A 21,715-nucleotide genomic window follows, 5' to 3' on the forward strand; every position below is an offset into this window, starting at 1 on the left:
CATGGCTGACTCACCAAAACCGGGCACCACGGCGGTGCTGCTCGCCGCCGGTTCCGGGTCCCGCCTGGGGCTTGGGCCCAAGGCCCTGCTCCCCTTCCGTGGCCGCACCCTGGTGGAAATTCTCGCCGGGGTGCTGCTCGACGGCGGGTGCCGCGACGTCGTGGTCGTCCTGGGTGCTGAGGCGGCAAAGGTCCGCGACGCCACCGATCTGGCCCCGTACACCGTCGTCGAAAACCCGGACTGGCAGACCGGGATGGGCGGCTCGTTCCGGGCGGGCGTTGCAGCGGCGCCCGCCCGCGACCACGTGCTGGTGGCACTGGTGGACCAGCCCGGCCTGACGCCGGAAACGGTGGCCCGGCTTCTGGCTGTCCACCGGCCGGGCCGGGTGACGGCCGCCGCCTACCGCGGACCGGACGGCACCCTGCGGCGCGGCCACCCGTTGCTGCTGGACGCCACCCTCCGTGCCGACGCAGCGGAATCAGCAACTGGCGACGCCGGTGCCAGGCATTTCCTGCAGACCCACCCGGAACTCATCGACCCGGTGGACTGCACCGACCAGTCCGGCGGCGAAGACCTGGACACACCGGACCAGCTGGGACTCCTCGGATAACCCGTCAGGGCTGCATCCCCGCTGCCATCAGCTCCTCCAGTCCCCGTTTGAAGCCGGCCCTGCCGCCATGGGCCGGATGCCTGATCTTCGGCACGTCGAAGCCGCTCCGTTGCAGGCTGCGGTGCGCCACATTGCCCACGGCCACCACGGATTCGATCGGAAAGAGCTGAGTCAGCGCCTGCCAAAAGGGAGTTCCGAGGGCTGCTTCGGCCGGCTTCGGGGTGCGGTTGGACAGCGGCCGCCCGGGCACATGGGTGTGCCACGGGCAGGCACTCCATAGCAAGGGCAGGAATTCCAGCTCGGAGAGGACCTGCCACATCACCGTTGCGGTGGGCTCGGACGGGATGCCTGCAGCTTCCGCCGGCAGGACGTATCCCTTTCCCGGACCGAAGAGCCCGAAGCTGTTCGCCGGCCCCTCGAACATGGTGCGGTTGGTGAAAGGGACACCCGTGATCCTCATGCCCCTGAAACCGGGGGCCTCCCCCACCAGCAGCACCTTCGGGGAGCGGTCCAGCATTTCCTGCAGGTAGATTCCCAGGTTCCGCCGTCGCTGGGCATTGGCCGGGTCGGCGTGGTCGAAGAAGTTGTTGCACCCCGGCCCTGTGGGCACGGCAGCGAGCCGGTCAACAAAGCCCTGAATGGAGGGTGAGCTCATTTCCTGCCCCTTCCTTGGCCGCTCGCCGGGCAACCAGAATATCCGGACCAGAATATCCGCCCCGGCACACCCCTCATCCGGAAGCGGCGCCTTAGCATGGGGGTCATGACGGACATGACCATCTTCACGGTGGGGCACTCCACTCATCCCATCGGCGAATTCATCGGCATCCTCAAAGCCCACGGCATCAGGAAGCTGATTGACGTGCGCACCGTCCCCAAGTCCCGGCATAATCCGCAGTTCAACGGGGACGCCCTGGCGGCGAGCCTGCGTGCCAGCGGGATCACATACCGGCGGATGGAATCCCTGGGCGGATTGCGGCACGCCCGGAAGGACAGTCCCAACGGCGCGTGGCGGAACGAATCCTTCCGCGGGTACGCGGATTACATGCAGACCGAGGAGTTTTCAACCGCCATCGACAAACTGGTGGAGCGCGGGCGGACCAGCAATGCGGCGATCATGTGCGCGGAAGCCGTCCCGTGGCGCTGCCATCGCTCGTTGATCGGTGACGCGCTTCTGGTCCGCAACATCGAGGTGCTGGACATCATGACCGAGAAGTCCGCCAAACCCCACACCCTGACCTCCTTCGCGCGGGTCGACGGAAATCGCGTGTGGTACCCGGCTTCCTGACAGGCGCCGGATGGCCGGCGCCGGAAAGGAACAGCGGGCAAGAGCCCGGCTACCAGCGCGGGTGGATCGTCTCGCGGAAGTCGCGGTCGTAGATTTCGTGGACGCCGACGTCGAACGTTGCGTCAATGCCGCTGACCGCTGCGGCGGCGGCATTGGAGCGGGCCTGCTCCACATTCCGGGCGCCCGGGATCACCGTGCTGACGCCGTCCTGCGCCGCAATCCAGGCGATGGCCGCCTGGGCGGTGCTGACGCCGTCGGGCACCAGTTCCTCGAATTCGGCCACCGCTTTGAGGCCCTGCTCGAAATCCACGCCGGAAAACGTCTCCCCGACGTCGAACGACGAGCCGGTGCGGTTGTAGTTCCGGTGGTCGTTCTCCGCGAAGGCGGTATCGGACGTGTACTTGCCGGACAGCAGGCCCGAGGCGAGCGGGACGCGGGCGATGATGCCCACCCCGGCGGCCTCGGCGGCGGGCAGAACCTCATCCAGCGGCTTGAGGCGGAAGGCGTTGAGGATGATCTGCACGGTGGCGGTGCCGTCGTGGCGGATGGCCTCAAGGGCTTCGTCCGTCCGCTCCACACTGACGCCGTAGTTCCGGATGACGCCCTCGGCCACCAGGGTGTCCAAGGCGTCGTAAACCTCGGCGTTGCTGTAGACGGCGGTGGGCGGGCAGTGCAGCTGGACCAGGTCCAGCTGGTCGGTGCCCAGGTTGCGCCGGGACCGGTCCGTCCACTCGCGGAAGTTGGCGAGGCTGTAGTTCTCCGGCTGCTGCTCCATCCGACGGCCCATCTTGGTGGCCACCGTAATGTCCAGGCCCGGATTGTCCGCCAGAAAGGCGCCGATGGCCTGCTCGCTGCGGCCGTCGCCGTACACATCCGCCGTATCGAAGAACGTGACGCCCTCTTCCACCGACGCCGCCAGGATGGCCTGCGCCTGCGCGGGGTCAACGTGGCCCCAGTCCGCGCCAAGCTGCCAGGTCCCCAGTCCGACGATGGAGACGTTCCGTCCGGTCTTGCCCAACATTCGCTTTTCCATCATCCGACTATAGGCCGTTAGCGCTCTCACGGTGAGAGGCGAGCCCCGCTTCCTTCAGCCCCAGGTAGATCTTGTCCCGGGCGATGGGCAGTTCTGCGAACCTCACGCCGGTGGCGTTGCGGATCGCGTTCGCAAGCGCCGGCGCCACCGGGTTGAAGGGGCTTTCGCTCATCGACTTCGCCCCCATTGGGCCCAGCTTGTCGCTGGTTTCAGCGAAGTACACCTCGCTGCGGGGCACGTCCGCGAAAGTGGGGATATGGTACTGCCGCAGGATGTCCGTGGTGACCTTCCCGCCGTCGTCCACCTTCACTTCCTCGTACAGTGCGGCGCCGAGGGCCTGCGCGATGCCGCCTTCGATCTGGCCGCGGCATTGCCGCGGGTTGACCACCACGCCCGCGTCCGCCGCCTGGACGCTCTGCAGGATCTTCAGCTCGCCCGTGCCGGTGTTGACGGCCACGCGGAAGCCCTGGACGTTGAACGCGACCGACCGCGGCGTCCCGCCCCAGTGCCCCTCAGTGGCAAGCTCGACGCCGGCCGCTTCGGCGGCGTCGTAGATTTCCGCCAGCGGCACGCGGGTTCCCTCGCACACGACGGCGTCTTCCTCGAGCACGCAGCCGGAGGACTGGACCTGCCGGATGCCGGCGGCGAACGCGCGGATCCGGACCGCGAGCTCTTCCGCCGCGGCGAGGGTGGCCTTGCCCGCCACCACGGTTCCGGCCGACCCAAAGGCGCCGGTGTCGTGCTGCACGAGGTCCGTATCCGACTGGCGCACGGTGACGCGCCCCGCCGTCGTGGACAGCGCGGTGGCCGCGAGCTGCGCGTGGACAGTGGTGGTGCCGTTGCCGAATTCGGCGGTCCCGACGTCGGCGGCGTACGTGCCGTCCGGAAGGAGCCGGAGCCTGGAGTGGGCAAAGTGGCCGCGCGGCGGGACGGTGTCGATCATGGACAGCGCCGTCCCCTCCCCCGTAACCCAGTCCGGGCCCAGGTCGTCCAGGCCGGCGGCCCGGTACCGTTCGAGCCCCCGGGCCAAGGCGTCCTGCACCAGGCTGGTGCACTGGTCCAGGCCGTAGCTGCCGTAGTGCACGTCCTCTTCCGGCTCGGAGTGGGTGGAGAGCATGTCGTCGCCCTCGAGGACCATGTTGCGGCGGCGGAACTCCAGCGGATCCATCCCGATCCCGGTGGCGAGCTCGTCGATGCCGGACTCGATGGCGAAGATCATCTGGCTCAGGCCGTAGCCGCGGAACGCCCCGGACGGCACCGTGTTGGTGTACACGGCATGCGCGTCCACCTTCTTGTTGGCGCATTTGTACACGCCCAGTGATTCGCCGCAGCCGTGGAACATTACTCCCGGGGCGTGGTTGCCGTACGCGCCGGTGTTGGTGAGGACGTCCAGCTGCAGCGCCGTCAGCATGCCGTCTTTGCTGGCTCCGGCCTTGAGGTGGATGGTGAACGGGTGCCGGGTGGTGGCGGACGTGAACTGCTCGGTGCGGGTGAATTCGAGCTGCACCGGACGCTTCAATTTCATGGCGGCGAGGGCAACGACGTCTTCCGTGAGCACCTCCTGCTTGCCGCCGAAGCCGCCCCCCACCCGGCCGGCCACCACGCGGATCTGTTCCTCGGGCATGCCAAAGACGCGGGACAGGGTGCGCCGGACCAGGAACGGGACCTGGCTCGACGTGCGGACCTGGAGCCGGCCGTCGTCGTCGACCGAGGCGATGGCGGCGTGCGTTTCCAGCGCCGTGTGCTGCACGCGGTGGGTCCGGTAGGTCTGTTCATGGATGAATTCCGCCTCGGCGAACCCGGCGGCTACGCTGCCCAGTTCCGAATGCAGCTCCGCCACCACGTTCTGTTCGGGCCGGCTGATGCGCGCCGTGGTGGCGTCCTTTTCCCCGTGGACCGCCGGGGCACCGGGGCGCATGGCTTCCTCCGGGGTGAAGACGGCGTCGAGGACCTCGTACTCCACCTTGAGCGCGCGGACGCCGGCTTCCGCGGCCGCCACGGAATCGGCGACGACGGCGGCAACCTTCTGTCCGATGAACCGCACCACGTCATCCAGGACGCGCGTGTCATCCGGATCGTCCGTGTAGAGCTCGTGCTGGGCGGTGGAGAACAGCTGCGCGGGGGCGTCCTCGTGGGTGAAGACGGCCACCACGCCGGGTACTTGGAGGGCGGCGGTTGAGTCGATGGAGATGACCCGGGCGTGGGCGTGCGGCGACCGCAGCAGCTTCAAATGCAACAGGCCGGGCAGTTCCTCCGCGGGCACGTCCAGGGTGTAACGGGCCTTTCCCGTCACGACGGCGAGGCTGGCGGGGGCGGGCACGTCGTCTCCCAGCTGGCCCGGTTTCGGCTCGGGCTGGCCTTCGCCGGCGATGCCCGAACCGGGGCCCCGGGGGTCCGGGTGTCCTTCGCGGCCGCAGACGGCATCGTCGATGGCCCGGTAGCCGGTACAGCGGCAGAGGTTGCCTTTGAGGTTCCGGGGCAGATTTTCCTTCTGCTTCTCGGTGAACGTGGCGGCCGTCATCACCATGCCGGCCGTGCAGAATCCGCACTGGAATCCCTGGCGGTCCAGGAACTGCTGCTGCATCGGGTGGAGTGCCCCGGCGGCTTCGGAACTGCCGCAGGTGCCGGCGAGGCCCTCGACGGTAGTGACGGCGTGGCCTTCCGCACGGACAGCCGGGTAGATGCAGCTGTGCACGGGCGTGCCGTCCACATGGACCGTGCAGGCACCGCAGTCGCCGCCGTCGCAGCCTTTCTTGACGCCGAAGTTGCCCTGCTCCCGCAGGAAAGTGCGCAGGCACTGGCCAGGGCGCGGTTCGGCAGTGGCCGGGACGCCGTTGATGTCGATGGTGCGGGTGGTGGTGTTGGCCATGCTCAGGCCCCTTCCTGCTGAGGCGAAGCCTGCGGTGAAGCTGTGTGCTGTGCGTTGCGCTGCGGCGGCCAGAAGTCCCCGGAGACGCGGGCGGGCGGAACCCCGGCAGGGGCTGCCAGTTCGGCCCTGATTTCCTCCGCCAGCCGGACCGTCATGTCTTTCCGCCACGCGGGCAGGCCGTGGATGTCGTCGTGGTAGAGCTCGGTCGGAATGGCGGCGTCGAGGGCCTCGACGAGGGCAGCCGCCGACGTCGGGGCGCCGGATGACGCGTCTCCGGACGGTGCATCCCCCGCCGGTGCCGGAAAGCGCAGCTGCACGGGGCGCCGGGTGGCGGCGGTGACGGTGAGGACCAGGGTGCCGTCGGCGTCGAGCCTTCCGATTAACAGCACCCCCGACCGTCCCAGGTTGCTGAGGGACAGCCGGCGGAACGCCACGCGGGACGCGAGGGCCGACGCCGGGAGGTGGATGCTGCGCAGGAGTTCGCCGGGGACCAGGCAGTTCTTGCCGTCCCCCGTGACGAAGTCGGCCACCGGGACGGTGCGGCGGGAGCCGCCGGGACCGTGGATGGTGGCCACTGCGTCGAGCGCGGCGCAGAGCGAAATCATGGGGCCGGCGGGCAGGGAGGTGCAGAGGTTGCCGCCGACGGTGGACATGTTCCACACCTTGAAGGAGGCTACGAAGGAGTCGCAGCAGGGCCGGATGAGGTCCAGGGCGGGCCAGGCGGCTGCGTGTTCCGCCACCGTGTCGGAGGCAGGCAGCGCATAGAGCTCCGCCACCGTGCAGGTGGCCGCGAGTTCAATGCCGTCTTCACTGATTGTGACGGCAGGCCAGCCGGCGGCGCCGAGGTCCAGCAGGCGCCGGAGCGGTTCTTTTCCGAAGGCGAGGCTGCCGTAGGAGAAGAGGACCGTTCCGCCGGCGAGCCAGGCATCCCCGTCGCGCCATTCGGCCGGGTCCTCGGTGCGGACCACGGCCTCGATGGTGTTCATGTCCATGGTGTCTCCTGGTGTTGCGGGGTGGTGACGTTGGAAAAGGTGCCGTGAAGAGGGCCTGCGCCGTGGATGGGGCCGGCACCGTCCTTCAGGGACGCGGCCTGCACGGTGGAGCCCGCGCGGCGGTTGCGGCCGGCCACGAGTTCGGCCGTGATGGACACGGCCACCTCGGCCGGGGTAACAGCGCCAAGATCCAGTCCGATGGGCGAATGCAGCCGGGCAAGGTCCTCGGCGCTGACTCCCGCGGCGAGCAGGGAATCAACCCGTTGCCGGTGGCTGCGCCGGGAGCCCATCGCGCCCACATAGGCCAGGTCCAGGCCGAGGGCCGCCTGCAGCAGGGGGATGTCGAACTTGGGGTCGTGGGTCAGGACGCAGGCGACGGTCCGGGCGTCGATCCGGCCGGCCGCGGCTTCCTCGGCCAGGTAGCGGTGCGGCCAAGCGGTGACCACCTGGTCCGCGCCGGCGAACCGTGCCTGGCCCGCGAAGACCGGACGGGCGTCACACAGGGTCACGTGGTACCCCAGCAACTGGGCGCCGGGCAGCAGGGCGGCGCCGAAGTCGTTGGCACCGAAGATCAGCAGCCGGGCCGGTGGCAGCCGGCTCTCCACGAGCAGGGTGATGGGCTCCGGACTGGTCGCCGCGCTGGCCCCTGCTTTTTGTGGCACAGCCGTGTCGGAAAGGCAGCCCTCCGGCGGGGCGAGCCGGACCAGGCCGGTCCGGCCGCCGCGCAGCAGCGGTTCCAGCTGGGCAGCGGCAGCCCGCATCAGCCGGCGCGCCTCCCGCCCGTTGGCGCCATCCAGGCCCAGAAGTACTGCCAGTTCCGCTGATTGCCCGGGGAGAAACGTTGCCGGATCCTGGATCACGACGGCGCCGCCCCCGTGGGCGTCAACCCGCCGGATCAGGGCGAGGGCGCCGGCAGCTCCGTCGCCGGCAAGGGTTCGCAGGTTCTCCAGCCGGAGCCCCCCGGGCGCTGTGCCGAGCGGCTCGATATGGACCTCCAGCTCCCCGCCGCAGGTGAGCCCGGCGGCGAACGCGTCCTCGGTGCTGTAGCCGAAATACTCACGGCGCATGCCGCCGTCGTGCATTGCCTCCAGCGCCGCCTCCACGACGGCGCCTTCAACGCACCCGCCGGACAGGCTCCCCAGGACCTCGCCGGATTCGGACACGAGCATGGAGGTGCCCAGCGGCCTCGGCACGGATCCGCCGGCACCCACCACGGTGGCTACCGCGCAGCGCCGTCCGGAGACGGCGGGCTGCCATTCCTTCAGCGAAGGCATCAGATCCAACATTGCTGCACTCCCTTTTCCTGCGCGGCGATGGTGTCCATATTCTCGTTCCTATCCTGCGCCGGGGGAAGCACCGGCGGTTGTGGCGCCGGCAGTATTTTCCCTGCAGTCGGCGATGATGCAGTTTGGTGGATGTCGCCGCTGGCGATCATCAAGTTTGGTGGACCGGGGCCGGCCCCATCTGCCTGCCCCGGTCCGGTCTGTGTGGTCCCTCCGCGGTGGTCCCTGCGCGGGAGTGCCTGCGCGGGAGTGCCTACGCGCCCAGCAGCGCGTTGATGGGACCGCGGGCGAAGTACACCAGGAAGCCGGCCGTGACCACCCACATCAGCGGGTGCACCTTCCGGATCTTCCCCGAGCAGGCACTGATGACCGCCCAGGAGATGAAGCCCACGCCGATGCCGTTGGCGATCGAGTAGCTCAGCGGCATCGTGACGATGGTCAGGAAGGCCGGCAGCGCCACGGAGAACTTGCTGAACTTGATCTCGCGGATCTGGGCCATCATCATGGCGCCCACCACCACCAGGGCGGCTGCCGCGACTTCGAGCGGCACCACGGAGGTGAGCGGGGTCAGGAACATCGAACCCAGGAACAGCACGCCGGTGACCACGGAAGCCAGGCCCGTGCGGGCGCCTTCCCCGATGCCCGCAGCGGAGTCGATGTACACGGTGTTGGACGAACCGGAGGTGGCACCGCCGGCCACGGCTCCCAGGCCTTCGACGATGAAGGCCGACTTGAGCCGGGGGAACGTGCCGTCCTTGTGCGCCACGCCGGCGCTCTTGGCCAGGCCGGTCATGGTGCCCATGGCGTCAAAGAAGTTGGTGAACACCAGTGTGAAGACCAGCATCACCGCAGCCAGGGCACCGATCCGGCCGAAGGAGCCGAAGAGGTCGAACTGCCCCACCAGGGACAGGTCAGGGGCGGAGACAAGCTGGCCGGAGAGGACCGGGGTGTTCAGGTGCCAGCCGCCGGGGTTGCTTGCGCTGCCGGGCCCGATCTTCATGACCGCCTCGACCACGGCGGCCAGCACGGTGGTGGCGACGATGCCGATCAGCAGGCCGCCCTGGACCTTGCGGGCCACGAGGATGCCCATGACCAGCAGGCCCACGATGAACACCAGGGTGGGAACCGAGGTGATGGACCCGTTGTCGCCCAGCTGGACCGGGGGTCCCGCCGTCGTGGCCCGGACAAAGCCCGAGTCAACGAATCCGATGAAGGCGATGAACAGGCCGATGCCCACCGTAATGGCGGCCTTGAGCTCCTTGGGCACGGCCCGGAAGATGGCTGTCCGGGCACCGGTGACGCCGAAGAGGACGATCAGGATGCCGTTGATGACCACCAGGCCCATGGCCTCGGCCCAGGTGACTTCCTGGATCACGGCCACGGCCAGGAAGGAGTTGATGCCCAGGCCCGCGGCCAGCCCGAACGGCAGGTTGGCGATCAGGCCGAACAGGATGGTCATGATGCCGGCGGTGAGGCCGGTGACCGCACCCACCTGCGCGGCGGACAGCCAGCCCCCGGCAACGTCGGTGGGGGCATTGTCCGCGCTGAATCCGCCCAGGATCAGCGGATTCAGGATAACGATGTACGCCATGGTGAAGAAGGTGACCAGGCCGCCGCGCACTTCGCGGGCCACGGTGGAGCCGCGCTTGGTGATCTCGAAGAAGCGGTCCAGGAAAGCATTCGACGGCTTCGGGCGTTGGGGGGCTGCCGGCTGCTGTTGCCCGCCGTGCTGCGGTTGCCCTTCGGAAGTAGTGTCCAGGATTGTCATCTCAGCCACCGGCCCTAGTAGTCAATCCTGGAATCAAGAGTGTTCCAGGTGGTGAACGGTTCGAGGACGGGCGGCGCCTGGGGGTCCTCGAGGTGCAGCCTGGCCACCGGCATGAGCGCATCGCGCTGGTCGTTTTCGAAGTACTCGTAGAACACGGCGTCGTCGAAGCCCACGGAGGCGGCGTCGTGCCTGTCCGCCGCGAAGACCACGCGCTCAACCCGTGCCCACAGCGCCGAGGCCAGGCACATGGGGCACGGCTCGCAGCTGGTGTAGAGGGTTGCGCCGGTGAGGTCGAAGGTGCCGAGTTCGCTGCAGGCGCGGCGGATCGCTGTGACTTCGGCGTGGGCAGTGGGATCGTTGGTGGCGGTGACGCGGTTGACGCCGTCGAACGCTTGTCCGTCTGCCGTGACAATGACGGCACCGAACGGACCGCCGCTGTTGAGGACGTTGGCAGTGGCCAACTCGATGGATCTGGCCAGGAATTCCTGGGCCGTGACGGTGGTACTCATGATGCGACTCCCTTTGCTGGGAAGCCGGTACGCCGAGGTGGGACGAAAGGGCCAGTTGCGACGGTTACCAGGCTTCAGCATGTGCTTTTGAAGGTTAAGTTGCGCCTGGTAGATAGCTTCCCCGGAGTCCGGGGGCCCGCCTTTGGCAAAATCGAGATTAGCACCGGAACGTGAGCTGCGCCATAGATTTTCGGAAAGTTAATTTCGAGATGTGAAATTTGACTGTTGGCCTGGGGTTACTGCGGACGGTCACAAACGGCGCGTTGACGCGGCACTTCCTGGCGCCTTACGCTGATGCCCACCCGGCGGCGCACCTTTCCCCCGCGGGGACGCCTGGATCAGCAGACAGGCCCTCCCTGAGCTGGCATTTCGTCCGCACGCTCAGACAGGAGCCCGCCCCATGACCAACCACCCTGCCGATTCCCGGCTCTGGATCCGTAATCCGCTCGCGGCTTTCACCGCAAACGCGCTGGACGCCACCGGCGGAATCGTGGTGAGCGGCGGCATCATCACGGAAGTCCTCGCCGCCGGCCAGCTGCCCTCCGCACCCTGCCAGGAAACGTTCGACGCCGGCAGCCACGTCCTGCTGCCCGGCCTGATCAACACCCACCACCACTTCTACCAGACGCTCACGCGCGCCTGGGGTCCGGCGGCCAACGCCCCGTTGTTCCCGTGGCTGCAGAACCTGTACCCCGTCTGGGCCCGGCTCACGCCGCGGGACCTGGAGCTGGCCACCACGGTTGCCCTCGCGGAACTGCTGCTCTCCGGCTGCACCACCGCGGCGGACCACCACTACCTCTTCCCGGCAGGCATGGAGGATGCCATCGACATCGAGGTCCGGGCAGTGCGGGAACTGGGTATGCGCGCCACGCTGACCCGCGGTTCGATGACGCTCGGACAGGACGACGGCGGGCTGCCGCCGCAGTCCACCGTCCAGCCGCCGGACGTGATCCTGGCGGACAGCGAACGGCTGATCCGCGAGTACCACGAGCGGGGCGACGGCGCCGTCATCCAGATCGCGCTGGCACCGTGTTCGCCGTTTTCGGTGACCAAGGAGATCATGACCGAAAGCGCTGTTTTGGCGGACAGGCATGATGTCCGGCTACACACGCACCTCGCCGAAACCCTGGACGAGGAGGACTTCTGCCGGGAAATGTTCGGGCTCCGCACGGTGGAATACCTGGACAGCGTGGGATGGCTCGGCAACCGGACCTGGCTGGGCCACGGCATCCACTTCAGCGACGCCGAGATCGCTGCGCTGGGATCCGCGGGGACCGCCGTCGCGCATTGCCCCACGTCCAACATGCGGCTGGCTTCGGGTACTGCCCGGGTGCTCGAACTGGAGGACGCGGGAGTGCCCGTGGGGCTGGGAGTGGACGGGTCGGCGTCGAACGATGCCTCGAACATGATCCTGGAGGCGCGGCAGGCGCTGTACCTGCAGCGGCTGCGCTACGGCGCGCAGGTGCCGGTGGAGCGCGCGCTGGGCTGGGCGACGCGGGGGTCGGCGGCCGTGCTGGGCCGTTCCGACCTGGGGCAGCTGGCGCCGGGGATGCAAGCGGACCTGGCGCTGTTCAGGCTTGACGAGCTGCGGTTCTCCGGCAGCCACGATCCCCTCGCCGCGCTCCTGCTGTGCGGGGCGGACCGGGCCGACCGGGTGATGGTGGGCGGGCGGTGGCGCGTGGTGGACGGGCAAATTCCGGGGCTGGACGTTTGCGGTCTCATCGCGGAGCATTCGGCTGCGGCCCGGAAGCTGGTGAACGGCTAGGGCCGCGGGGCTATGCCGCGGCAGCCGATCGTTGCTAGCGTGGCGGAATGAGCCCGTCGAAGGCCCCGCCCGAGATCCTCACCATTGACGGCACCGAGGTTCGCATTTCGAGTCCGGACAAGGTGGTGTTCCCCGAGCCCGGGCTGACGAAGCTGGACCTGGTGCGCTACTACCTCGCTGTCGCGGACGGCGCACTGCGCGGCGCCGGCGGCCGGCCGATGGTGCTCAAGCGCTTCCCGAAGGGCATCGACGCCGAGCCGTTCTTCCAGAAGCGCGTGCCCGAAAACCACCCCGGCTTCATCGAGACGGCAACACTGCACTACGCGTCCGGGACGTCGGCCGAAGAGGCCGTCATCCGGGATGCCGCCGGCCTGGCGTGGGTGGTCAACCTTGGCTGCCTGGACCTCAACCCGCACCCCGTGCGCGCCGAGGACCTCGAGCACCCCGACGAGCTGCGGGTGGACCTTGATCCGATGCCGGGGGTCGACTGGTCGCAGATCGTCGACGTCGCCTATGTTGCGCGGGAGGTGCTCGGCGACGTCGGGCTCGCGGGGTGGCCGAAGACGAGTGGATCACGCGGACTCCACATCCTGGTGCGCATCGCGCCGCAGTGGTCATACCGCGACGTGCGGCTGGCCGCCGAGGCCCTGGCCCGCGAGGTGGAGAACCGCGCCCCCGGCCTGGCCACCGCGCGGTGGTGGAAGGAGGAGCGCGGCGAGAGTGTGTTTGTCGACTTCAACCAGAACGCCAAGGACCGCACCGTAGCCTCGGCGTATTCGATCCGGCCCCTGCCCGATGCCCGGGTCTCGACACCCCTGGCCTGGGACGAGGTCCGCTCCACCCGGCCGGAACAGTTCACGGTGCTGACGGTGCCCTCGCGTTTCGCGGAAGTGGGCGACCCCCACACCGGGATCGACGACGCGCCGGGCTCCCTCGACGGGCTCCTCGCACTGGCGGCCGAACTCGGGCCCGCCGAGAAACCGCCGCGCAGCGGTGACGGCTCCGGCCGCCGGCAGTCCGTGATGCCGCTCATCGAGGTGGCCCGCACCAGGACCAAGCCTGAGGCGCTCGAAGCGCTGGATCAGTGGAAGACCCGGCATGCCGACCTGGTCCCAGGCCTGCATCCCGCCGATGTGCTCGTCGACGGAATGCGCGGATCGAGCTCGCTCTGGTACCGGGTGCGGGTGAACCTGCAGCACATCCCCGAAGCGGAGCGTCCGCCGCAGGAGGAGCTCATTGCCGACTATGACCCGTGGGCCGGCAAGGAATGGCCGGGGCGTCCGGGCTCCTGATGCAGGAGACACGCAAAGTGCCCGTCAGCGCAGATGCGCGTCGTCAGCCTCGCGACGAACGTTGGCCGCCGAAGCCCGGCAGGCCGTGGACCCAGCGCGAGAAGCGGCCCGGGACATGCTCCCGGTCTGCGGGCAGGTAGAAGTCCGGATCCGTTCCGCCTCCGAGGGGGAGGTAGAACTCCTGGACTGAAGGTGCCGCCGTCTGTGCCGGTGCAACCGGCGTTGTGTCCTGCTGGTACATCTGATCCTCCTCCGAGGTGGTTGGTCACGCTCTCAAGATTCCGCAAAATGGAAAATAACTTTTGCTATGTGAAATAGCCTAGAGCCCGGCCCGACGGTTCGTCAATGGTTCGCGAGGCCGCCGGTCACAATCGGATTTTTCAATGAGTGATGTACACCACGGCGAAGCTCGGCTACGCTTTAAACCAACTCGTGGCGTAGGTCACGTAACCTGGGAGCAGCAGGCAGGGTCGTAATGAGCTGGCGTCATTGGATGCCGGCTCTTTTTTGTTGGGTCGGCTCCATCAGAAACGCGTGGGTAACACGCGCTTAATTTCAATGATGGAACCTTGGTTCCACATCACGGAAGTTGGGAACAGACCATGAGCAGCAAAATCATCCTCGGCCAGAACCAGTACGGCAAGGCCGAAGTCCGGGTCGTCAAGATCACCCGCGACACCGACCGCCACGAGATCGAAGACCTGAACGTCACCTCGCAGCTCCGCGGTGACTTCGCCGCCGCCCACCTCGAAGGCGACAACAGCCACGTCGTGGCCACGGACACGCAGAAGAACACCATCTACGCGTTTGCCCGGGAAGGCGTCGGATCCCCGGAGGCCTTCCTCCTGCGGCTGGGCGAGCACTTCACGTCCAGCTTCGACTGGGTCAGCGGGGGCCGCTGGGAAGCCGAGTCCTACAGCTGGGACCGGATCCAGGCCCACGGCGCCGAGCACGACCATTCCTTCGTGCGCAATGGCCAGGAGGTCCGCACGGCGGTGCTGGTCCGCGACGGCGCGGCAACGCACCTCATCTCGGGCCTGAAGGACCTCACCGTCCTCAAGTCCACCCAGTCCGGCTTCGTCGGCTACCCGCGTGACAAGTACACCACCCTGCCGGAAACCACGGACCGCATCCTGGCCACGGATGTCTCCGCGCGCTGGCGCTTCAACGCCAACACGGACTTCACATCGCTCGACTTCAACAAGAGCTACGAAGACGTCAAGAGCCTGCTGCTGGAGGGCTTCACCGAGAAGTACTCGCACGCCCTGCAGCAGACCCTGTTCGACATGGGCGCCAAGGTCCTGGAAGCGCACAGCGAGATTGACGAGATCAAGTTCTCGATGCCCAACAAGCACCACTTCCTGGTGGACCTCTCGCCGTTCGGCCTCGACAACCCCAACGAGGTCTTCTTTGCCGCAGACCGTCCGTACGGCCTGATCGAGGCCACGGTCCAGCGCGAGGACGCCGCCCCGGCGGACATCGCCTGGTCCGGCATCGCCGGCTTCTGCTAAGCGGCCAGTAGCGGGCCCAGCCCACCCCGCACCGCCGGAGTTTTTGTCCAGATATCGAGGCTTGAGCACGCTCAAAGGCCCATTATCTGGACAAAAACTCCGGCCCAGGCACACCCAAACGATTCACAACTGTTAGCCAGACACCGTTAGCCAGACAAAGACGTCTGCCATGAACACCAAGAAAGTCTGCCATGAACACCAAGAAGAAAACGGCTGCTGCATCGGCCGCCACCGGCCGCAAGCAGTCCGACCGCCCCGAAGACCAGCGGCTGCCACTCGGAAGCACCTTCGCCTACGGCTTCCAGCACGTCCTCACCATGTACGGCGGCATCATCGCCCCGCCGCTGATCATCGGCGCAGCCGCCGGAATGTCCTCGCAGGACATCGGCCTGCTGATTGCAGCCTGCCTCTTCGTCGGCGGCCTGGCCACCATCCTGCAGACCATCGGCATTCCCTTCTTCGGGTCCAAACTGCCGCTGGTCCAGGGCGTCTCCTTCGCCGGGGTTTCCACCATGGTGGCGATTGTCCACGGCGGCGGCGGAATCCAGGCGGTCTTCGGCTCGGTCATTGCAGCTTCCCTGATCGGCCTGCTCATCACCCCGCTGTTCTCCAAGATCATCCGCTTCTTCCCGCCGGTGGTCACGGGTACAGTCATCACCACCATCGGACTGACCCTGATGCCGGTCGCGGCCAACTGGGCCATGGGCGGCAACAGCAAGGCACCGAACTACGGCAGCATGGCCAACATCGGCCTGGCCGCAGCCACCATGGCGATCGTGCTGCTCCTGAGCAAGGTGGGCAACGCCGCAATCTCCCGGCTTTCGATCCTGCTGGCCATGGTGCTTGGCACGCTGATTGCCTTCGTCTTCGGCATGGCTGATTTTTCCAAGGTGGGCCAGGGCGAGATCGTCGCGTTCCCCACCCCCTTCGCGTTCGGTCCGCCCACCTTCGAGATTGCCGCGATCATCTCCATGTTGATCGTCATCCTGGTGACGCTCACCGAGACCTCCGCCGACATCATTGCCGTGGGCGAGATCGTGGGCACGAAGGTTGACTCCAAGCGCATCGGCGACGGGCTGCGGGCCGACATGCTCTCCAGCGCCATCTCGCCCCTGTTCAACTCCTTCACCCAGAGCGCCTTCGCCCAGAACGTGGGCCTGGTGGCCATCACGGGCGTCAAGAGCCGCTTTGTGGTCAGCGCCGGCGGCCTCATCCTGGTGATCCTGGGCCTGCTGCCGGTTCTTGGCCGGGTGGTCGCAGCGGTGCCGACTCCCGTCCTGGGCGGTGCCGGCGTCGTACTCTTTGGAACGGTTGCCGCCAGCGGCATCCGGACACTGGCCAAAGTGGAGTACAAGAACAACATGAACCTGATCATCGTGGCGGCGTCCATCGGCTTCGGCATGATCCCGATCGCTGCGCCGGCGTTCTATGACAAGTTCCCGTCCTGGTTCGGCACCATCTTCCACTCGGGCATCAGCTCGGCCGCCGTCATGGCCATCCTGCTGAACCTGCTCTTCAACCACCTCAAGGCCGGCAACTCCGAGAACCAGTCGGTCTTCGTGGCCGGCACGGGCCGCGTGGTCCGGGAGGAGGACCTCAAGTGCCTGGCCCACGGCGACCGCTTCGAAGACGGCAAGCTGATCGACTGCGACGGCAAGGAAGTCCCGGTGGAGTCGTCGTCGAAATCTGATCACTAAGCGCGCAGACCGCCACAAGAAGCGCGAACGGACAGTTGCGGCCCCTTTCCGAAGGGCCGCAACTGTCCGTTCGCGCTTTGCGTGGGCTGTGAGACGGTTGTTTCATGAGGATCGATGAACGAATCGAACGGCAGTATGCGGAGCTCAGCCCCCAGGAGCAGAAAGCCGCAGACACGCTCCTGGACCGCCTGGGCGACCTCGCCGTCTACAACGCCGCTGAACTGGCCAGGCTGAGCGGTGTTTCCAAAGCGACCATGAGCCGGCTGTTCCGGCGGCTCGGCTTCGAGGATTTTAACGAGGTCAAGGAGCACACCCGGTCCATCCGTTCCAGCGGCATGCCGCTGGGTCCGCAGTCATCCGACGGCGGCCTGGCCGCCCACCTGGCGCAGGAGCAGGAAAACCTGCGCCGGCTGGCTGAATCGCTCGACGAGGACAAGCTCTCGGAGGCCGGCAACAAACTCGCCGGCGCCGGAACGGTGCTGCTGCTCGGCTTCCGCAACAGCTACCCCGTGGCGCTGCACTTCCGGCAGCAGCTCCTTCAGTGCCGCCCGGGCGTTTCCCTGGCGCCGCAGCCGGGCCAGAGCCTGGGCGAAGAACTGGCGGGACTGGGACCGGGGGACGCGGCGGTTCTGTTCGGCTTCCGACGGCGGCCCGCCGGGTTCCGCAAGATCCTCCAGGCCGCATCGGCCACCGGGGCAACAGTCATCCTGATCGGTGATCCGAGCGCACGCCGGCTGGCCGCCGACGCCACCATGTGGCTCGAGTGCCCGGTGGACGGTACCCACGCCTTTGACAGCTACGCCGCGGCCATGAGCCTGGTGAGCGTCCTGGCAAACGGCGTGCTCATCGCACTGGGACGCAGCGGCCGCGACCGGGTCCGCGAGGTCACGGGCATGTTTGACACCCTCGGCGAGATCGAGGCGAAGTAAACAGGATTTGTTGCGCCGGAAACAGCTTTGAAACATTGGTTCCATCTAATTGAAAGCGTGAAACGGCCGGATCGGCGGCTGTCCCAATCTTTCTGAGGAACCCATGACAGACTCCGCAATGGCCGCAGCCCCGGTTGACGCGCCCGCCCGCACCGGCCAGCTCCCCGAGTACGATCCCCGGCTCAGCAACGAGGACCTGGTCCCCCTGAAGAACCAGCGCTGGACCAGCTACAACCTGTTCGCCTTCTGGATGTCGGACGTCCACAGCATCGGCGGCTACGTCACGGCGGGAAGCCTCTTCGCACTGGGCCTGGCCAGCTGGCAGGTCCTCGTGGCCCTGCTGGCCGGCATCGTCATCGTCAATATCTTCTGCAACCTCGTGGCCAAGCCCAGCCAGCTGACCGGTGTCCCGTACCCCGTCATCAACCGGGCCGTCTTCGGCGTCAAGGGCGCCAACATCCCGGCCATCATCCGCGGGCTCATCGCAGTGGCCTGGTACGGCGTCCAGACGTTCCTCGCCTCCGAGGCCCTGGTCATCGTCTTCCTCAAGTTCTTCCCCGGCATGGCACCGCTGTACGACGTTGAACAGAACGGATTCCTGGGCCTCTCCGCCTTGGGCTGGATCTGCTACGGCATCCTCTGGGTGGCCCAGGCCGCCCTCTTCTGGAACGGCATGGAAAGCATCCGCAAGTTCATCGACTTCGCCGGCCCCGCCGTCTACGTGGTCATGCTGATCCTCGCGATCTACCTCGTCTCCAAAGCGGGCATCGGCAACATCAGCCTGAACCTGTCCAGCGGTCCGCCACTGGACTTCGCGGCCTCCATCCCCGTCATGATCTCCGCCATCGCCCTGGTGGTGTCCTACTTCTCCGGCCCGATGCTCAACTTCGGCGACTTCGCCCGCTACGGCAAGAGCTACAAGGCGGTCAAGAAGGGCAACTTCCTGGGCCTGCCGGTGAACTTCCTGTTCTTCTCGCTCCTGACCGTCATCACGGCGTCCGCCACCATTCCGGTGTTCGGCCGCCTCATCACGGACCCTGTCAAGACGGTCCAGGAAATCGACACCGTCTTCGCCGTGCTGCTGGGCGGACTGACCTTCGTCATCGCCACCGTGGGCATCAACATCGTGGCCAACTTCATCTCGCCGGCGTTCGACTTCTCCAACGTCAGCCCGCAGAAAATCAGCTGGCGGGCAGGCGGCATGATTGCCGCCGTCGGCTCCGTCATCCTGACCCCGTGGAACTGGTACTCCAACAACGACGCCATCCATTACACCCTCGGTGTTCTGGGCGCCTTGATCGGCCCGCTGTTCGGCATCCTGATCGCCGGGTACTACGTGGTGAGCCGTCAGAAAGTCTGGGTGGACGACATGTACACGCTGAAGACCACCGGCCGGTACTGGTTCCGGAACGGCTACAACCCGAACGCAGTCAAGGCCGTTGCCATCAGCGGCGCCATCTCCATCGCCTCCGTGCTGATTCCCAAGATCCTTCTCGACACCGGCGCCACCGCGGTGAACGCCACCTGGATCGGCAACTACAGCTGGTTCCTCGGCTGCGCACTCGGTTTCGTCGTCTTCCGCGCCCTGGAGCGCCGGTCCCCGATGATCTCGCTCGAACCCGCCGCCGGGGGCGGCACGGTCAGCGACGGCACTCTCAGCGACAGCCGCCCGCTGTAGCGGCGGCCGCCGTCGAACTCGCCGACGTGACGCGGCGAGTTCGACGGCGGGAGGTCAGCCTTGGTTGAGCTCGTCGGAGATTGCCTGGGCTGCTTCGCGCAGGAGCGGGATGGCGCGTTCGGCGAAGGACTGGTCCACGCGGGACACCGGCCCGGACACCGAGATGGCCGTGGGCGTCGGCGCGTTGGGGACGGCCATCGCAAAGCAGCGGACCCCGATCTCCTGCTCTTCCTCATCAATGGAGTAACCGCGTTCCCGGATCAGCTTCAGGTCCAGCAGGAGGGAATCGATGTCGCCGATGCTCTTGGGCGTGGGCGTGGGCATGCCGCTGCGCTGGACGATCCCGCGGACGGTCTCGTCATCCAGCTGGGCCAGGATCGCCTTGCCGACGCCGGTGGCATGGGTGTGTGCGCGGCGGCCCACCTCGGTGAACATGCGCATGGAATGCAGGGACGGCACCTGGGCCACGTAGATGACCATGTCCGAGTCCAGCACGGCCATGTTGGAGGTCTCCCCCAGCCGGTCCACGAGAGATTTGAGCTGCGGCCGGGCCAGGGCGCCGAGCTGCTTGTTGGCGCCTTCGCCAAGCCGGATGAGCCGCGGACCGAGGGCATAGCGCCGGTTGGGCAGCTGGCGGATGTAGCCCAGCGTGACCAGGGTACGCAGCAGGCGGTGGATGGTGGGGAGCGGCAGATCGGTGGAGGATGAGAGCTCGCTGAGCGTGACGTCCCCGCCGGCATCAGTGATCAGTTCCAAAAGTTCGAAGACGCGCTCAACTGACTGCACGCCTCCCGGGGCTTTTTCAGCCATAACCGTGGTCTCCTGCGGTATTGATTCCGACAACTCTTATCCACATCGTGAAAAAAATTGCTTAGAAGACCCAAGATACAGCACGCATCGTTCTCCGTCGATGTTCAACCGGGGGCTTGTGTTTCCACAAAGTAGATAATAATATCCATAATACGAAAACATTTGATTGAGCACCACGTCCGGAGACGCTGCGCGTCCCGGGCCCGACCAGGAGGAACATTCAATGGCGAACCCGAGCCCCGGAAATTCGATCACCCTGCGCGTGGAAGCGCCGTCCAGCTTCACCGCGACAAGCGAGCTGGCCGCCGCCGTCGGAGCCGCCGGAGCAGCCATCACCGCCCTGGACGTCACCGAGTCCCATCACGAAACCCTGGTGGTGGACGTCACCTGCAACACCACTGACGACGAACACGCCGCCCGCGTCAAGGACGCCCTGAACGCGCTCGACGGCGTCACGGTCCAGCACGTCTCCGACCGCACGTTCCTGATGCACCTCGGAGGCAAGCTCGAAGTGGTCCCGAAGGTTGCCCTCCGCAACCGCGACGATCTTTCCCGTGCCTACACCCCCGGCGTCGCCCGCGTCTGCCTCGCCATTGCGGAGGACCCCTCAGCGGCCCGCAACCTGACGGTCAAGCGGAACACGATCGCCGTCGTCACCGACGGCTCCGCCGTCCTGGGCCTGGGCAACATCGGCCCGGCCGCGGCGCTCCCCGTCATGGAAGGAAAGGCAGCCCTCTTCAAGCAGTTCGCCAACGTGGACGCCTGGCCGGTCTGCCTGGACACCCAGGACACTGAGGAAATCATCAAGATCGTCAAAGCCCTGGCACCGGTGTACGGCGGCGTGAACCTCGAGGACATCGCGGCCCCGCGCTGCTTCGAAATCGAGAACCGGCTCCGCGAGGAACTCGACATCCCCGTCTTCCACGACGACCAGCACGGCACGGCAATCGTCACCCTGGCCGCCCTGGTCAACGCCCTGCGCGTGGTGGGCAAGCAGCTCGCCGAGGTCAAGATCGTGGTCTCCGGCGTCGGCGCCGCAGGCTCGGCCATCATCCAGCTCCTCAAGGCCCAGGGCGCCCGGCACATCATCGCCGCGGGACGATCCGGCGCGATCCACTCCGGTGCGGAATACGGCGACGAACACCGCACCTGGATTGCAGCCAACACCAACGAGGAAGGCTTCTCCGGAACCCTGCACGAGGCACTTGTCGGCGCCGACGTGTTCATCGGCGTCAGCGCACCGCACGTGATCGGCGAGGAGCAGGTTGCCGCGATGGCCCCGGACGCGATCGTGTTCGCCATGGCCAACCCCACACCGGAAATCGACCCGGTGGTAGCGTCAAAGCATGCGGCAGTGGTGGCTACGGGGCGCAGCGACTTCCCCAACCAGATCAACAACGTCCTGGCATTCCCGGGCTTCTTCCGCGGCCTGCTGGACGCCGGGGCCTCGGACATCACGCCGGACATGCTCGTGGCCGCGGCCGAGGCCATCGCCAACCGCGTGGCCGACGACGAGCTCAACGCCAGCTACATCATTCCCAGCGTCTTCGACCCGCACGTTGCGGCGGACGTGGCCGCTGCAGTGGCAAACGCAGCACACGCTGCCCAGGCGGCACACACCGCGCGCACAGCCACCGCAGCAGACGCAACCCTAGAACCCGCCAACGCCTGATTCGCAGCCCAG

General features: G+C 67.1%; 18 protein-coding genes. 9 read left to right on the plus strand and 9 right to left on the minus strand.

Going from position 1 to position 21,715, the window contains the following annotated elements; translation table 11 throughout:
* The first annotated feature begins 1 nt into the window (after position 1).
* Complete coding sequence (nboR, locus tag Q8Z05_RS04045; RefSeq protein ID WP_305942211.1) at positions 2 to 610, plus strand: nicotine blue oxidoreductase; 609 nt, start codon at positions 2 to 4, stop codon at positions 608 to 610.
* 4 nt (positions 611 to 614) lie between these two features.
* Here nboR and Q8Z05_RS04050 read toward each other — a convergent pair whose 3' ends face one another.
* Positions 615 to 1,265, minus strand: a complete 651-nt coding sequence (locus tag Q8Z05_RS04050; RefSeq protein ID WP_305942212.1) for a uracil-DNA glycosylase — start codon at positions 1,263 to 1,265, stop codon at positions 615 to 617.
* 105 nt (positions 1,266 to 1,370) lie between these two features.
* Here Q8Z05_RS04050 and Q8Z05_RS04055 point away from each other — a divergent pair, with 105 nt between their 5' ends.
* The gene (locus Q8Z05_RS04055) at positions 1,371 to 1,895 is read left to right on the plus strand and encodes a DUF488 domain-containing protein (protein WP_305942213.1); all 525 of its coding nucleotides are present in this window, start codon (positions 1,371 to 1,373) and stop codon (positions 1,893 to 1,895) included.
* A 49-nt stretch (positions 1,896 to 1,944) separates the two neighbouring features.
* Here Q8Z05_RS04055 and Q8Z05_RS04060 read toward each other — a convergent pair whose 3' ends face one another.
* The 6 genes from Q8Z05_RS04060 to Q8Z05_RS04085 form a co-directional block, all read right to left on the minus strand.
* Complete coding sequence (locus tag Q8Z05_RS04060) at positions 1,945 to 2,928, minus strand: aldo/keto reductase (RefSeq protein ID WP_305942214.1); 984 nt, start codon at positions 2,926 to 2,928, stop codon at positions 1,945 to 1,947.
* A gap of 7 nt (positions 2,929 to 2,935) precedes the next feature.
* Complete coding sequence (locus Q8Z05_RS04065; RefSeq protein ID WP_305942215.1) at positions 2,936 to 5,797, minus strand: molybdopterin-dependent oxidoreductase; 2,862 nt, start codon at positions 5,795 to 5,797, stop codon at positions 2,936 to 2,938.
* Positions 5,798 to 5,799: 2 nt separating this feature from the next.
* A complete protein-coding gene (locus Q8Z05_RS04070; protein ID WP_305942216.1) occupies positions 5,800 to 6,789 on the minus strand; it encodes an FAD binding domain-containing protein in 990 nt (329 codons plus the stop codon).
* The gene (locus Q8Z05_RS04075; protein WP_305942217.1) at positions 6,780 to 8,075 is read right to left on the minus strand and encodes an XdhC family protein; all 1,296 of its coding nucleotides are present in this window, start codon (positions 8,073 to 8,075) and stop codon (positions 6,780 to 6,782) included. The genes Q8Z05_RS04070 and Q8Z05_RS04075 overlap by 10 nt, the downstream gene beginning before the upstream one ends.
* A 250-nt stretch (positions 8,076 to 8,325) precedes the next feature.
* The gene (locus tag Q8Z05_RS04080) at positions 8,326 to 9,840 is read right to left on the minus strand and encodes an NCS2 family permease (protein WP_305943476.1); all 1,515 of its coding nucleotides are present in this window, start codon (positions 9,838 to 9,840) and stop codon (positions 8,326 to 8,328) included.
* Positions 9,841 to 9,854: 14 nt separating this feature from the next.
* Positions 9,855 to 10,349: a nucleoside deaminase gene (locus Q8Z05_RS04085; protein ID WP_305942218.1), complete on the minus strand. Its 495-nt coding sequence runs from the start codon at positions 10,347 to 10,349 to the stop codon at positions 9,855 to 9,857.
* 400 nt (positions 10,350 to 10,749) lie between these two features.
* On the opposite strand from Q8Z05_RS04085, the gene Q8Z05_RS04090 reads away from it, so the two are divergent.
* Together Q8Z05_RS04090 and ligD are read left to right on the plus strand one after the other, a co-directional pair.
* Positions 10,750 to 12,114 (plus strand): 8-oxoguanine deaminase, encoded by a 1,365-nt coding sequence (locus tag Q8Z05_RS04090; RefSeq protein WP_305942219.1) that lies wholly within the window; start codon positions 10,750 to 10,752, stop codon positions 12,112 to 12,114.
* Positions 12,115 to 12,161: 47 nt separating this feature from the next.
* Entirely contained in the window at positions 12,162 to 13,406 is a 1,245-nt protein-coding gene (ligD, locus tag Q8Z05_RS04095; protein ID WP_305942220.1) for a non-homologous end-joining DNA ligase, read from the plus strand.
* 43 nt (positions 13,407 to 13,449) lie between these two features.
* On the opposite strand, the gene Q8Z05_RS04100 is transcribed toward ligD, so the two are convergent.
* Positions 13,450 to 13,647, minus strand: coding sequence for a hypothetical protein (locus tag Q8Z05_RS04100; protein WP_305942221.1), 198 nt, complete (start codon positions 13,645 to 13,647; stop codon positions 13,450 to 13,452).
* A 361-nt stretch (positions 13,648 to 14,008) separates the two neighbouring features.
* On the opposite strand from Q8Z05_RS04100, the gene pucL reads away from it, so the two are divergent.
* The 4 genes from pucL (at position 14,009) to Q8Z05_RS04120 (ending at position 19,221) form a co-directional block, all read left to right on the plus strand.
* Positions 14,009 to 14,917 carry a factor-independent urate hydroxylase gene (gene pucL / locus Q8Z05_RS04105; RefSeq protein ID WP_305942222.1) on the plus strand — a complete coding sequence of 303 codons (909 nt, stop codon included), beginning with the start codon at positions 14,009 to 14,011 and terminating at the stop codon, positions 14,915 to 14,917.
* A 191-nt stretch (positions 14,918 to 15,108) separates the two neighbouring features.
* The gene (locus Q8Z05_RS04110; protein ID WP_305942223.1) at positions 15,109 to 16,614 is read left to right on the plus strand and encodes a nucleobase:cation symporter-2 family protein; all 1,506 of its coding nucleotides are present in this window, start codon (positions 15,109 to 15,111) and stop codon (positions 16,612 to 16,614) included.
* A gap of 104 nt (positions 16,615 to 16,718) precedes the next feature.
* Positions 16,719 to 17,543 (plus strand): MurR/RpiR family transcriptional regulator, encoded by an 825-nt coding sequence (locus Q8Z05_RS04115; RefSeq protein WP_305942224.1) that lies wholly within the window; start codon positions 16,719 to 16,721, stop codon positions 17,541 to 17,543.
* Positions 17,544 to 17,646: 103 nt separating this feature from the next.
* Entirely contained in the window at positions 17,647 to 19,221 is a 1,575-nt protein-coding gene (locus Q8Z05_RS04120) for an NCS1 family nucleobase:cation symporter-1 (protein ID WP_305942225.1), read from the plus strand.
* Between the two features lie 54 nt (positions 19,222 to 19,275).
* Here the strand turns inward: Q8Z05_RS04120 and Q8Z05_RS04125 are convergent, their stop codons facing one another.
* Positions 19,276 to 20,031: an IclR family transcriptional regulator gene (locus Q8Z05_RS04125; protein ID WP_305942226.1), complete on the minus strand. Its 756-nt coding sequence runs from the start codon at positions 20,029 to 20,031 to the stop codon at positions 19,276 to 19,278.
* A 223-nt stretch (positions 20,032 to 20,254) separates the two neighbouring features.
* Here Q8Z05_RS04125 and Q8Z05_RS04130 point away from each other — a divergent pair, with 223 nt between their 5' ends.
* Positions 20,255 to 21,703, plus strand: a complete 1,449-nt coding sequence (locus Q8Z05_RS04130) for an NAD-dependent malic enzyme (protein WP_305942227.1) — start codon at positions 20,255 to 20,257, stop codon at positions 21,701 to 21,703.
* The last annotated feature ends 12 nt before the right edge of the window (positions 21,704 to 21,715 follow it).

Origin of the sequence: Arthrobacter oryzae, from assembly GCF_030718995.1 — a bacterium.
Lineage (GTDB): Bacteria > Actinomycetota > Actinomycetes > Actinomycetales > Micrococcaceae > Arthrobacter > Arthrobacter oryzae_C.